Annotated in this window: 14 protein-coding genes; 8 read left to right on the top strand and 6 right to left on the bottom strand. The window is 47.4% G+C overall.

Annotation, left to right across the window (positions count from 1 at the left end):
- Positions 1-4: 4 nt before the first annotated feature.
- The 5 genes from BLS59_RS31550 to BLS59_RS09035 all read right to left on the bottom strand — a co-directional run bounded on the left by BLS59_RS31550 (position 5) and on the right by BLS59_RS09035 (position 3,979).
- Positions 5-154 (bottom strand): hypothetical protein, encoded by a 150-nt coding sequence (locus BLS59_RS31550; RefSeq protein ID WP_162842592.1) that lies wholly within the window; start codon positions 152-154, stop codon positions 5-7.
- 419 nt (positions 155-573) lie between these two features.
- Positions 574-840, bottom strand: coding sequence for a hypothetical protein (locus tag BLS59_RS09050; RefSeq protein ID WP_091148069.1), 267 nt, complete (start codon positions 838-840; stop codon positions 574-576).
- Positions 841-1,044: 204 nt separating this feature from the next.
- Positions 1,045-2,451, bottom strand: a complete 1,407-nt coding sequence (gene cls / locus BLS59_RS09045; RefSeq protein WP_240315196.1) for a cardiolipin synthase — start codon at positions 2,449-2,451, stop codon at positions 1,045-1,047.
- Positions 2,452-2,474: 23 nt separating this feature from the next.
- Positions 2,475-3,413: a metal-dependent hydrolase gene (locus BLS59_RS09040; RefSeq protein WP_091148063.1), complete on the bottom strand. Its 939-nt coding sequence runs from the start codon at positions 3,411-3,413 to the stop codon at positions 2,475-2,477.
- 209 nt (positions 3,414-3,622) lie between these two features.
- A complete protein-coding gene (locus tag BLS59_RS09035) occupies positions 3,623-3,979 on the bottom strand; it encodes a hypothetical protein (protein WP_091148061.1) in 357 nt (118 codons plus the stop codon).
- 212 nt (positions 3,980-4,191) lie between these two features.
- Between BLS59_RS09035 and BLS59_RS09030 the strand changes: the two genes are divergently transcribed.
- From BLS59_RS09030 to BLS59_RS31545, 3 genes are all read left to right on the top strand, one after another.
- Entirely contained in the window at positions 4,192-4,602 is a 411-nt protein-coding gene (locus BLS59_RS09030; protein WP_240315195.1) for a DUF1015 domain-containing protein, read from the top strand.
- Positions 4,529-5,539 (top strand): NAD-dependent epimerase/dehydratase family protein, encoded by a 1,011-nt coding sequence (locus tag BLS59_RS09025; RefSeq protein WP_091148056.1) that lies wholly within the window; start codon positions 4,529-4,531, stop codon positions 5,537-5,539. The genes BLS59_RS09030 and BLS59_RS09025 overlap by 74 nt, the downstream gene beginning before the upstream one ends.
- Positions 5,540-5,644: 105 nt before the next feature.
- Complete coding sequence (locus BLS59_RS31545; protein ID WP_162842591.1) at positions 5,645-5,794, top strand: hypothetical protein; 150 nt, start codon at positions 5,645-5,647, stop codon at positions 5,792-5,794.
- Here the strand turns inward: BLS59_RS31545 and BLS59_RS09020 are convergent.
- Positions 5,784-6,317: a hypothetical protein gene (locus tag BLS59_RS09020; RefSeq protein WP_091148053.1), complete on the bottom strand. Its 534-nt coding sequence runs from the start codon at positions 6,315-6,317 to the stop codon at positions 5,784-5,786. The two genes, BLS59_RS31545 and BLS59_RS09020, sit on opposite strands and share 11 nt — an antisense overlap.
- Before the next feature lie 248 nt (positions 6,318-6,565).
- Between BLS59_RS09020 and BLS59_RS09015 the strand changes: the two genes are divergently transcribed.
- The 5 genes from BLS59_RS09015 to BLS59_RS08995 all read left to right on the top strand — a co-directional run bounded on the left by BLS59_RS09015 (position 6,566) and on the right by BLS59_RS08995 (position 12,470).
- Positions 6,566-7,453: an ABC transporter ATP-binding protein gene (locus BLS59_RS09015; protein WP_091148764.1), complete on the top strand. Its 888-nt coding sequence runs from the start codon at positions 6,566-6,568 to the stop codon at positions 7,451-7,453.
- A 23-nt stretch (positions 7,454-7,476) separates the two neighbouring features.
- On the top strand, positions 7,477-11,127 hold the full coding sequence (locus BLS59_RS09010) for an ABC transporter permease/M1 family aminopeptidase (protein ID WP_091148051.1): 3,651 nt from the start codon (positions 7,477-7,479) through the stop codon (positions 11,125-11,127).
- 172 nt (positions 11,128-11,299) lie between these two features.
- Positions 11,300-11,638: a hypothetical protein gene (locus BLS59_RS31185; protein ID WP_205411223.1), complete on the top strand. Its 339-nt coding sequence runs from the start codon at positions 11,300-11,302 to the stop codon at positions 11,636-11,638.
- Complete coding sequence (locus BLS59_RS09000) at positions 11,524-12,066, top strand: DUF6624 domain-containing protein (protein ID WP_317039758.1); 543 nt, start codon at positions 11,524-11,526, stop codon at positions 12,064-12,066. Before BLS59_RS31185 ends, BLS59_RS09000 begins: the two co-directional genes overlap by 115 nt.
- 11 nt (positions 12,067-12,077) lie before the next feature.
- Positions 12,078-12,470, top strand: a complete 393-nt coding sequence (locus BLS59_RS08995) for a hypothetical protein (protein WP_091148043.1) — start codon at positions 12,078-12,080, stop codon at positions 12,468-12,470.
- The last annotated feature ends 3 nt before the right edge of the window (positions 12,471-12,473 follow it).

Genomic DNA, 12,473 nt, shown 5'->3' with positions numbered 1-12,473 from the left:
GGATTTAACCGGCTTGCCCGGTCAAAAAAGCCACCAGGTTTTCTTCCAGCAGCGTGGTGTTATAATCTGAACCGGTTAAATCATTATCGTTTACCGTTACGTTCAGTGCCGGCCCTTCGATCATTTCCGGAGATAATACATTTGATCTCATCATATACGTGCGCATATTCAATGGCCAGGTTGGAACATAACCAGGTTAATCCTCTCCCGTCCACTTCATGCACCAACATTACCGGCTGGTGATGGTAATAAGGCCGCCATGCCGCCATCGTCCTAACCGTTCGAAAGCCATAAACTTCCTTAATGCATATCGCAGCAGGTCGTAAACACAGGGTCAGGATTTATCTTACTCCAAATGCCATTGGATTACATAATTTAAAAATTAAACATTATTTTAAACATTCACTTATTTTAATGAAAATTGTTAAAAGCTTTTCCTTTCCACGTCATTTATGTCCTCATGACCATTTATAAGCTGCGTATGGCAGAAATCTATGTTCCGGTCCTGGCGGTCGGACCCAACAAGAGGGCGACGGCATGAGAACGGGTTCGCTGATCGGGCTCAGCTTCGGCCTACTTTGGTGGCTGGCAGGTGCGGGCGCCGTGGCCGGGTTTCCCGGATCGGTCCTCCAGGTGCTTGGCATCCTGATCTTTGCTGTGTCGGGCATCTGGGTGGTTAAGCGCCGGCCGCAACCGGTACGCCGGCAGCCGCGCTGGGCTTATTAACTGGGTGCCATCGCCGTCGAAATCGTCGCGATAGCGCTTGCGCAGTCCTGGCTCACCGCGCGAGGGCTGAAACCGCTGCTCTTTCCCGTTATCGGAATCATCGTCGGCCTGCATTTCACTGGGCTGTGGCCAGCCTTCGGACTCCGCCGCTTTCTGGTCCTCGCGGGAGCGATGACGGCTGTCAACCTTTTGGCACTGCTCCTGCCGCTTGAGCCCGGCACGCGGCTGATGCTATCAGGCTTCGGCTCATCGGCATGCCTCCTCGCAACGGCGCTGCTGCCCTAAGCCCGCTGGTGTTTATAACCAGCGGCACTTTTTTTATAATAATGGGGAGAATAAACGGCAAATCTTTTCCGGCAGTTGCCTGAATAAGGTACGCTTCGCCCAGTCTTTTGAATTGATCTTAACCGAATGCTTCAGGTCGTCCTCAAAGGCGTTCCGCAATTCTTTTGCCAGGGCAGCATCATAAACCATGGCATTAACCTCGAAATTCAGTTCGAAGCTCCGGTGGTCCATATTGGCGGTGCCAATGATAGCTAACTGTCCGTCGGCTACGACTGTTTTGGCATGTACAAAACCTTTTTTGTATAAATATACCTCTACCCCAGCCTGAAGTATTTCATTGTAATAGGATTTGGCAGCGGCGTTGACCAGCGCGGAATCAGATTTATCAGGAACCAATAATTTGATCTTTACCCCGCTCATTGCCGAGGCACAAATAGCATCCAGGATAGTCTGGCCGGGGATAAAATAGGGTGAGGTGATCAGCAGCTCCTCTTTAGCCAGGCTAATGGTTTGCAGCAGCGCGTACATAATGACCGACGTATCTGAATCCGGGCCGCTGGCAGCGATCTGGACGATAGCTTTTGACTTTGTTTTCGCGGAACAAAAGTATTCAGGAATAACCGCGAGTTTGCTATTTGAAGAAAAATTCCAGTCGCAAATGAAGAGGTATTGAAGATAATAGGCGCCAGGGCCTTTGATCATTAGGTGCGTATCGCGCCAGTAAGGCTTGGCCGGGTTAATATAACGGTCGCTCACGTTGATTCCACCAACAAAAGCTGTACAGGCGTCAATGACGATGATCTTGCGGTGGTTACGATAATTGGTACGATTGGACAAGGCAATGAACCATATCTTATAAAATGGAAAAGCTTCCACGCCCCCCTCAGTCAGTTCGCGGACAAAGCTACGGCGAATACCGCGGCTGCCAAAATCATCGTAAATAAACCTGACCTTCACTCCTTCCGAAGCTTTCCTGATCAGGATTTCCTTAATTTTGTTACCGATCGCATCATTCTCAAAAATATAGTACTCGATATGTATATGGTGCTTTGCAGCCTCCAGCTCGGCAAGTACAACCGAAAATTTCTCCTCGCCATTAAGCAGCAGGCGGACTTCATTATTACCCGTCAGCGGGCTATTATCATGCAGCAGCAGGCGTGCCAGTTCTTTATGGCTTTTGACTTCGGCTTCGCCGCTTTCCCATGTTTTTTCCGATTCATGAATGATCTTATTACGGATCTCTCCAAGCAGTTTATTATCAGACATGATCTTCTTGCTGTAGAGTTTGTTCTTGCGGTAATTTGCACCAACGGCGAAGTAAATGATGATACCTATACCGGGCAGCAGCAAAGCCACCAATAAATAAGCGAAGGCTTTACTCGTCGAGTTGATATCATACAAGATCCGCAGGCAGACGAAGATCACCAGCGCTGCGTACACCGTGCTAATTAAAAGGTACCAATTCACCGGCCCATGATCCTTTCCAGGTATTGTTTGATGCTGCGGCGGCTCCAGCCGGCCAGTCTTCCTTTTTGTATGATCATGTTTTCGTTGCCTGTATCGTCCATTGGATAGCTTAATACAAAAGGCGCGTCTTTTGTTTGCCAGCCCTGTACCTGGCCAAACCGGATGACGTTAAAATAGGTATGCCCGCCGGAGACAGAAACTGTATAATAACCGTTTGCAAACCGCTCTAAATAGGGCGCTGACTGTTTGAGTAAGTACTTGTTCTGTGCGTGATAAGTATAACTTACAGGTCTTTTATCAAACACCGACTGGTAACCGGTATAGTAGCCCGAGTCCGTTTTTTTGATATTATACCATAACAGTGTATTGAACGGTGCGGGTGTGGTCATGGTAGCTGCAGGATCCAATCTTGATTTGCAGAGCAAAGCCGAACAAACATACAGCAGGGAAACCGTAATACCCCCCGCAGCCCACTTCTTTCGCGATCTGTTGGTAAAAAGCAAAACCACCGTCGCAACCAGCAAGCCTATGGTAAACAGCGGATCGGCCACGAACAGTAAATTAAAGGAAAAGCGGCTATGAGTAAAAGGTTCCAACAAGCCGGTACCATAACCAGTACACGTATCCAGCAGGTCATGTAAACCCAGCTCGGCGCAAAAAAACATGATAAAAGCGCCGAAACGAATATTGCTGAACCATTTATGAAACAGCCAGGCCAGTAACAAACCAGCTAAAAGCGCGAAGCAAATAGAATGGGTAAAGCCGCGATGCAGCAATAGTGCCTGGTCGCCCGGTTCAAACAGGCCGAAAACCGTATCGATATCCGGCAGGTTAGCCGCTAGCGCGCCAAAGAACATCGCTTTCTTACCGAACCTTCGGCCGAGTAATAGTTCGCCGGTACAGGCGCCCAGGGTGAGGTGGGTTATTGGGTCCATAAAGTCAGCCAATATTTAATGGTGATTCATTTTGCCAAAGCTAGTTTTTAATTTCATTCCTTATCAAATTCCTCACCAAACTCCGCACCTGCTCCTTATATTTCACCTTCATCGGCTACATAGCCAACTGCAACTCGGTATTTGCGTTGACTGGCTACCCGAAGCCCGAAGCACTTACAGATCATTTAAGGGATAATTTGTAGCCGATATTAAAAAGAGACAGACAACGTAGTATCTTTACATGTTCTGATGGTGGTAAATATTGTTCTATAAGTGCCCACCTTGTTATCATTGTCCAGGTTTTGCATTCTGATCGGGAAATTACCCGGCTTAATATGCAGGGTATCGCTCTTGGCGCCCAAAGGCAAAGCTTTATCCTGACTATGCACCCCGTCAAACCTCACGGAAACACTATGCCGGATGTCGGCAGAGGCAAAATTCACGGTCAATATCCCGTAATTTCCCATAACGCAACCAGGGGTTGTATCTGCTGTTTTACTTTTTCCGCAACCAAGTGCTAATAATGCAAACGGTAATAAAACCGCGGTTATTTTTTTAATTTTCATCTGTTATTGATCTTTGCTTTGTAGGTAAATGATGCTACTTTGCCAGGTAAACCTTATTGCTGGCCACCGGCGAAAACGACGTATTATGAAAAAGAGGAGCTGCTTAAAGCCTTGTCCGGCACTATTATATCCAGGAGGCCTTTGCCAATAAACCGGTATTACCACAGGAAAAACACCTGCTGGGACTGTATTTCGCAGACACCTGGTACCACATGGCAGCGAAACCCCATACCAGCCGGCACCCTGGCCTGGCCGGCAGGCTGGATTCGGCCATTCTCCAGCGGGAAGTATTTGAACCCGTTTTCGGTATCAGCGACCCTAAAAACGACCCGCGGTTGAAACATACCGGCGGCGACAAGGCCTTAACTGAAATGGAAGCGCTGCTGGAAGCACATCCGCATGCGGTTGCATTTACGCTCAGCCCGCTCAGCGCAGAAGATCTGCTAAGCGTTTCCGACCTGGGCGAGGTACTGCCGCCCAAATCGACCTGGATAGACCCCAAAATACCTTACGGACTGATCCTTTATCAACATAAAAAACAAACCAATAATGAAAAGCACTACGATCCTGGTAATCGGCGCCTGCGGACAGATCGGCTCCGAACTCACCATCGCTTTACGTAAACGCCACGGTAATGCCAACGTCATCGCCGCCGACCGCCCTGCCGAGATCAGCGGCGAAGCCCGCTACCGTCAGCTGGATGTACTGAACATGAGCATGCTGGCCGACCTGGTCCGCCAGGAACAAGTTACCCAGATCTATTTGCTGGCGGCTATGCTGTCAGCCACCGGTGAACAAAATACCGGGGCAGCCTGGAAATTGAACATGAACGGACTTTTAGACGTGTTGAAAGTGGCCTCCGCCCAGCGGCTGGACAAAGTATTCTGGCCGAGCAGTATTGCCATATTCGGCCCCGGCTCGCCCAAACACCTGTGCCCCCAGGATACGCTCACCGAGCCGAACACCGTCTACGGCATCAGCAAACGGGCCGGCGAATACTGGTGCAATTATTATTTCGAGAAACACGGGCTGGATGTCCGGAGCATCCGTTACCCGGGGCTGATCTCCTACACCTCGCCCCTAGGCGGCGGCACAACCGATTACGCGGTAGCGATATTCCACCAGGCACTGGAACAGCAAAGCTATTCCTGTTTTCTCGAGGAAGACACCTGCCTGCCTATGATGTACATGCCGGACGCCATCCGCGCCACGCTGGAACTCATGGAAGCCCCCGCGGAACAGGTCAAGATCCGCACCTCCTACAACCTCTCCGCGCTCAGCTTTTCGCCCTGCGACCTGGCCGCCGCGATCAGGAAACACATCCCGGCCTTCGAAATAGCCTACCGCCCAGACAGCCGCCAGGCGATCGCGGCCGGCTGGCCCGCCAGCATCAACGACGTATCCGCGCGCCTCGACTGGGGCTGGGAACCCGCTTTCGACCTGGAAACCATGGTCAGCGACATGCTCGAAAACCTCGGCGCCATCAAGCGGGAGCGGGAAAACCCCCGGAACTGGGTCCACGACGATAATTATTTCTTTACCCGGATCGACGAGGCATGAGGGAAGCGCACTACCATAAATATAACGCGCATGTCAAAGATTAAGCTGGTTTTAGATCTGTAGAGCCAGCTTTATAATGATAATGCTAACGAAGGGCAGCACGATGTGAATCAATTATTCTCTAAAGCCTATCGCAAGGAAGAGAAAGTTTCGGTAACGCTCTACATCACCAACCCTAAATTTGATCATTATTTAAAAAGCGGCATCAACAAGCGGCCTGTTAACAAGGTACTGATGGCAGCACTTAATTTTTGATCAGGCTGATAAATTTGGCATCGCACCCGCCAAACTGGACGTAATAATTCATGGCGTTACCATAGTTCTGGATCAGGATGGTATCTCCGTTCAGTAAACCACCGACGCCGATAGGCAACTTAGGCTGCGGCCTTTCGCCATGATCATCCAATTGACTGACGTCGCCCTCATATTCGGCATAAGGTATGCCTTCAAAAATAATTCCTGTACTTTGATCTCCATCCCTCTCCAGCTTAATCTTGCCGGTGTAATGCTTTTGATCATTCGTCAACTTGTACCGGTAACCGTCCGCGCTTTTCCGAATGGTTACTGATATCGGGCAGCCCCCATCCGTGGTATCTGTTTGTTCGTAGTTTCCGGAGATATCCGGATCGTTTTTATCCGGGGCTGCGGATGCCTGCGTTTGCATAACAGGTAACACCGCAGGAGTTGCTTTTGTCGTATGTAATTGCTTTTCCGGTTTTCCCGGTTCCTGGCAGGAGGAAAGGATGAGCAACAGTAAGGACAGGTATTTAGATCTCATTTGGAATTTGTGTCAGCAATAATGTTCAACAACGAAACCGGCTTAGTGTTTAGATGGGTAAATAATGCGGGGGGGGGCAACTTTACCGGGTTTTAACGTAATATAAAAAGCTATATCGCGCCAAAACCAACCCCAGAACACAAAAGTTAGGTTTATTGAGCGCGCATAGTTTTATTCATGCTATAAAATTTTAATGGTTTATAAAAATTACTACTTTTTTTCCTAAATTGCTGAAAACCAACCTTTCTATGCAATTAGTCATCAAATCACTGTCAAAAACTTATCCGAACGGGGTAAAAGCACTCAAAGAAATTTCCTTAACCATCAACCAGGGCATGTTCGGCTTACTAGGGCCAAACGGGGCCGGCAAGTCATCGCTGATGCGTACCATCGCCACTTTGCAGGAAGCCGATGCGGGATCAATCTATCTTGACGGCCTCGATGTACTTACCAAAAAAGCGGAAGTTAGACAGTTATTAGGTTATTTACCGCAGGACTTTGGCGTTTACCCGCGTATTTCCGCCGAAGAAATGCTGGACCATGTGGCGCAATTGAAAGGGATTGGGGTAAAATCCGAACGGAAGGAACTAGTGAGCGCTTTGCTGGATAAGGTTAACCTTACCAAAGACAAGAAAAAGAATTTGGGCACCTATTCCGGCGGTATGAAACAGCGTTTTGGCATAGCCCAGGCATTGATGGGCAGCCCCAAACTGATCATCGTGGATGAGCCAACCGCAGGGCTCGATCCCGCGGAGCGTAACCGGTTTTACAACCTGTTGAGCCAGATAGGTGAAAACACCATCGTGATCCTGTCAACACATATTGTGGAGGACGTGCGCACCCTATGCTCGGATTTTGCCATCATTTGCGAAGGAGAGCTGATGTATAACGGGGAACCGGATGCGGCGATCGTGGAAATAGAAGGGAAAATATACAGTAAGACGATCAATAAGGAAGATATCTTACAGTACAAAGAAAATTACGGTATCATATCAACCCAGTTAAAAGGCGGGCAGCTTAACCTCCGTGCCTTCAGCGAAACGGATTTGGGTAACGGTTTTGTACCTGTACCCGTTGTACTGGAAGACTTTTATTTCAGTAAGATAGCACAGAAAGTAGACGTGATTACTCTTTAACCCCCCCCTAAACCCATCATTTTATGTTTTGGCAGATATTCACCTTCGAGCTGAAGTACCGCCTCAAGCGGCCGGCGACGTACCTGTATTTCCTGACCTTTTTATTACTTTCCGCCGCGGTTTACGGAGCCGGGCTGGTTAACGGTTCAGAAAAAGTATACTACAACTCTCCCCTTTTTACAGCTATCATTTTTACTTTTCTCAGCCTCTTTATGATGCTGGTAAGCTCGGCCGTAATGGGCGTGCCCTTGTACCGGGATATTGACTACAATACCAAGAATTACTATATGGCGTATCCCATAACCGAAAACGGTTATTTCTGGGGCCGCTACCTGGGTTCTTTCCTCTTTGTGCTGCTGATCAGTACATCGCTTGTATTCGGCGCGTATATTGGCACTTTCCTCGGTCCATTATTGGGTTGGGTACCGGCCAAACGTATCGGTCCCAATCATTTGATCTATTTTTTGCAGCCGTTCTTTTGTATCGTTATACCCAACCTGTTCTTCACCTCGTCCGTCTTTTTTGGCCTGGTGGCCTTAACCCGCAACGTGAAGATCATTTATACGGTGAGTATTTTGTTACTGATCGCTTACCTGCTTTCCAACTTCCTAACCAGGGATATTGAGAATAAAACGCTGGTGAAGCTGCTTGACCCCTTCGCGCTGAACACCATCAGCTTGGAAACCCGGTTTTATACCCCGGCAGAACAGAATACGCTTATGGTACCTATCAAAGGTTATGTTTTATATAACCGCATCATATGGACGGGAGTTGGCTTGCTCATCCTGCTGGCCACCTATTTTGGCTTTAGCTTTAAACGTTTTTTCGGCGGCGGAAGAATGAAGAAGCAGCTGGCCGAAACCGGGGAGGGGCTGCGCGCCTACCTGGCAGCGCTGCCAAAAGTTACTATCAGTTTTGCGGGCGGCTACTACCGCAGGATCATGTTCAATATGGCGAAGATCGAATACCTCAGTATTGTGCGTGATGTTTATTTCCGGGTGATACTGCTTGGTGGTGTTATTTTCCTGGCGCTCGATTACTGGATAGGCGATCAATTGTACAGCGTACCCAATTACCCGCTTACGGTAAACCTCATGATGTATAAGAATTATGATTACCTGTTATTCATCTTCATTATCATCGTTTTTTATACAGGTGAAACCATCCACCGGGATAAAACCACGCGGTTCGCGATCATCAATGACGCCCTCCCTACCCCGGACTGGGTGCTATACGGATCAAAATTGCTGGGCCTGGTTACACTCGCCTTCACGCTGGCCACCATACCGCTCATCATTGGGGTTATTGTTCAATTGCTCAAAGGTTTTACAGATTTCAGGTTTGATATTTACCTGATAGAGTTATATGCCATAACCTTTCCGCAGTTCATCCAAATGATCATGCTGTCTTTCGCGGTACACATTATTGTGAACAACAAATTCGCTGGCCATGGTATCGCTATCATCATCTGGGTGATCATGTTCTCGCTCCGCAATTTCGGCCATATGGATTATAACCTGCTGTTCTATTCCTACATGCCCAACTACATATGGTCGGATATGGACGGCATCGGGCATATGGCCAGGCCGGTATTCTGGTTCAATTTATACTGGATGTTGTTTGGCTGCCTGCTTCTTATCCTGGCAGCCATGTTCTTCTCCAGGGGCGTGGTATCAACCTTTAAAGAACGCTGTGGCATTTTTAAGCAAAGGTTCCATGGCGCGCCAAAGTATTTGTTTATCGTGTTGCTGCTTTGTTTTTTTGCGGCCGGTTCCTACATCTATTACAACGTAAGTTACGTCAATAATTACCTGAGTGCGACAGAAGTTGAAGCACAAAAAGCTCAATACGAAAAAACGCTCAAAAAATTTGAAAAACTCGATCAGCCGAAAGTAACCAGCCTAAAAATGTTCGCTGATATATTTCCTATGGAGCGAAAGGTACTGGTTAAAGGAATATTGATGCTGGCCAATAAAACAAGCGTACCTATCCGTACGCTACATTTAAACGGTACGGGGCTGGAAAGCTTTACGGTAAGTTACAATGGGAAGAAAATTCCGGCCACCTATCCCTTGCTGTACAAACGGGGGCAGTTCAACTGGTTCCGCCCAAAGCAGGATACGGCTAAATACCGCATTTACCAGTTACCCGCCATAATGCAGCCGGGAGACAGCGCCATGCTGGAAGTTAATTCAGTTGTGGCTTACAAAGGTTTTACAAATGATATCTCGGGTACGGATATCGTCCATAACGGCACATTTTATGCAGGCGGCTTACCTACTATCGGTTACGATCCGGATAATGAGCTGAGCAGCGATGAAAAACGGGTAAAATACCACTTGCCTGAGAAAAATGACGAATACCCGCCCCAAACCGATAAAAAGGGGATCAATACCCTGTTGTTTAATGATGACGCGGATTTGGTGAATTATGACATTACCGTAAGTACAGTTGGCGACCAGTTGGCTGTCGCGCCCGGTTGCCTGCAAAAAGCCTGGAAAAAAGACGGCCGCAATTATTATCATTATATACAAGATAAACCCAAGGTCGATCTGTTCTTTGATATTGTTTCGGCCCGGTACCTCACCAAGTTTGACAGCGTAACCATGTTTAACGGGCAAAAGGTAAAACTCGAACTCTATTTTCATCATGCGCACCAGTTTAACCTTGATCGTTTTATGGCTGCATATAAAGATGGCATCGATTATTACTCTAGGTCATATGGCCCTTTCCAGTTCAAACAAATGCGTTTGCTGGAATACCCTAAGTACCGCACATTTGCGCAATCATTCCCTAACACGGTATCTTACGAAGAAGGCTTTGGCTGGATTACAGACTTCCGGGATCCGAAGAAGTTTGATTATGCCTATTTTGTAACCGCCCACGAATTAGCCCATCAATGGTGGGGTCACCAGGTGGTGCCTAACCGCACCCGTGGATCCAACTTGATCTCAGAGGCATTGGCGGAATATACAGCCTTGATACTTACCCAGCGGAAATATGGCCGGGACAACATGAAGCGATTTTTAAAGCAGGAACTTGACGGCTACCTGCGCGGCCGTGCCAGCGAAACAAAGAAGGAAAACGTATTTATCAACTGTAACAGACCCTATGAATGGTACCAGAAGGGCTCCCTGATCCTTTACGGGTTACAGGACCTGATCGGTGTTGACACCTTGAATGCCGCCCTCAAAGAATTCAGGAATGCCTACGCCTTTCACGAAAACCCGCCCTTTCCCGGCAGTAACGACCTGTACAGGTATATTAATAAACATGTGCCCGACAGCATAAAATACTACCTGGACGATACCTGGAACAAGATCACCCTATATGAAAACAAAATGGTGGATGTCACCTCTGCACCAACCGGCAAAAAAGATGAATATAAGGTAACGATGAAGGTAAGCACACGTAAAATGTACGCCGACAGCGCGGGTAACGAAAAGCCCGCCTCGAAAATGAACGATTACATTGACATAGGCGTGTTCACAGCGGATACCGAGGATAAATCTGGCCGGACGCAGACCAACCCGGTTTATTTGAAAAAATACAAACTCACCGCGGGGGACCACACCATATCAGTGATTGTAAAAGGTAAACCAGTACGGGCCGGCATTGACCCTTATGTTAAACTGATTGACCGTATAGCTGATGATAATGTAAAGGACCTCTAAGCGCCTTGTTAATAATTCATTGCATGTTGTTTCGGTTTTTTTAAAGCGGTTTGGTAGCTGGAATTGCTGCCAGGCCGCTATTTTACCAAGCCCTGATGTTGCTGAGAGGCAGATAAAAGGTATTAGGAATTTAGCTTATAAACCTGTCACATACGCTGGGTTGCTGCGTCTTATGATAGCATTAAACCTGAAAAAACTAAACACTATCCTCCTATCTTTTTGCCTGTTAAACCTTTCTATGACAGCGTTCAGCCAGCAAAAGATCAACACCAAGCTTGCCGCACAGATAGACAGCCTGAAAGCGGAAGGCCAAAAGCCGGTAAAACTACCTGCTGCTGATGCCCCGGCCGCGTTCCAATTAGCCATCCATCATAACTTCCCGCTGGTTAGCAAAATATTCGATACTTATGGTTTCCCCAGTATCAAAATGGTAGGCAAGAAAGCTCGCACAATTACTGGATCCTTGTACAGCATAGCGACTTTGACCTGGACTTTCAAAAAACAGTATTGAAAGCCATGAAAGAAAAAGTGGATCATCAGGACGCTTCCGGACAGGATTACGCCTACCTCATCGACCGGATCGCTCTGCACAAAGGTAGGCAACAGGTTTACGGTACACAGATCAATATGGGGCCAAGTGGCACCAGGATCAAACCCACCATCGATACCGCCAACATTGACAAAAGAAGGCGGTCCGTAGGGCTGGAACCCATCCGCATTTACCTGAAAAAAAGTGATGAGATCTTTAAAGCGCTAAACAATGGAACGTTTGATCAACTACAGGCGAAAGAAGACAGCCTGAAAAGAAAGATAAAGCTGGCCATTGATGGTTTTAGTGCTACTTCCTTGTTAAATGCAACAAAAACTAAAGTATTTGCAACATACGCGCAAGTCAACCCGGATGTAATTCCGTTTTTTTGTTATATTACAAATACCTAAAAATCAGAACCATGAAGAAATTTTACCTCTTCAGCACCTTAGCTGTTATATTATTTTCCGCTGTTGCTTTTACAAGTGATACAAATCTGCTCGTGGGGAAATGGGAATATTCCAGTACGTATCAGGGAGGCCCTTTTAAGTTACTGGCCATTTTCAGGGCCAATGGAACTTTTGACGGTTTTATCAACAAAAAAGAATTTGTCAGCGGCACCTATCATATGAACCATGATACCCTCTATATGTCCGATCCTACCTGCAATGCCAAATATGAAGGCGTTTATAAAGTTGAGTTTTTCGGACAGCGCGATTCGCTTAAATTCCATGTGGTACAGGATACCTGTGCCGGCCGCAGGGAAGGCACAAATGACAAATTATTCAGAAAAGTTATTAACGCCGCGAAGTAACAA

Origin of the sequence: Mucilaginibacter pineti (genome assembly GCF_900101875.1) — a bacterium.
Lineage (GTDB): Bacteria > Bacteroidota > Bacteroidia > Sphingobacteriales > Sphingobacteriaceae > Mucilaginibacter > Mucilaginibacter pineti.
The sequence above is the reverse complement of the archived record's forward strand: the minus strand, read 5'-3'. Positions and strand labels throughout refer to the sequence as shown.

Bases quoted from the DNA above. Each gene is read 5' to 3' on its own strand.
- BLS59_RS31550 (WP_162842592.1), bottom strand. From the start codon at position 154: ATGATGAGATCAAATGTATTATCTCCGGAAATGATCGAAGGGCCGGCA.
- BLS59_RS09050 (WP_091148069.1), bottom strand. From the start codon at position 840: ATGCAGGCCGACGATGATTCCGATAACGGGAAAGAGCAGCGGTTTCAG.
- BLS59_RS09040 (WP_091148063.1), bottom strand. From the start codon at position 3,413: ATGGACCCAATAACCCACCTCACCCTGGGCGCCTGTACCGGCGAACTA.
- BLS59_RS09035 (WP_091148061.1), bottom strand. From the start codon at position 3,979: ATGAAAATTAAAAAAATAACCGCGGTTTTATTACCGTTTGCATTATTA.
- BLS59_RS09030 (WP_240315195.1), top strand. From the start codon at position 4,192: ATGGCAGCGAAACCCCATACCAGCCGGCACCCTGGCCTGGCCGGCAGG.
- BLS59_RS09025 (WP_091148056.1), top strand. From the start codon at position 4,529: ATGAAAAGCACTACGATCCTGGTAATCGGCGCCTGCGGACAGATCGGC.
- BLS59_RS09020 (WP_091148053.1), bottom strand. From the start codon at position 6,317: ATGAGATCTAAATACCTGTCCTTACTGTTGCTCATCCTTTCCTCCTGC.
- BLS59_RS09015 (WP_091148764.1), top strand. From the start codon at position 6,566: ATGCAATTAGTCATCAAATCACTGTCAAAAACTTATCCGAACGGGGTA.
- BLS59_RS09010 (WP_091148051.1), top strand. From the start codon at position 7,477: ATGTTTTGGCAGATATTCACCTTCGAGCTGAAGTACCGCCTCAAGCGG.
- BLS59_RS31185 (WP_205411223.1), top strand. From the start codon at position 11,300: ATGATAGCATTAAACCTGAAAAAACTAAACACTATCCTCCTATCTTTT.
- BLS59_RS08995 (WP_091148043.1), top strand. From the start codon at position 12,078: ATGAAGAAATTTTACCTCTTCAGCACCTTAGCTGTTATATTATTTTCC.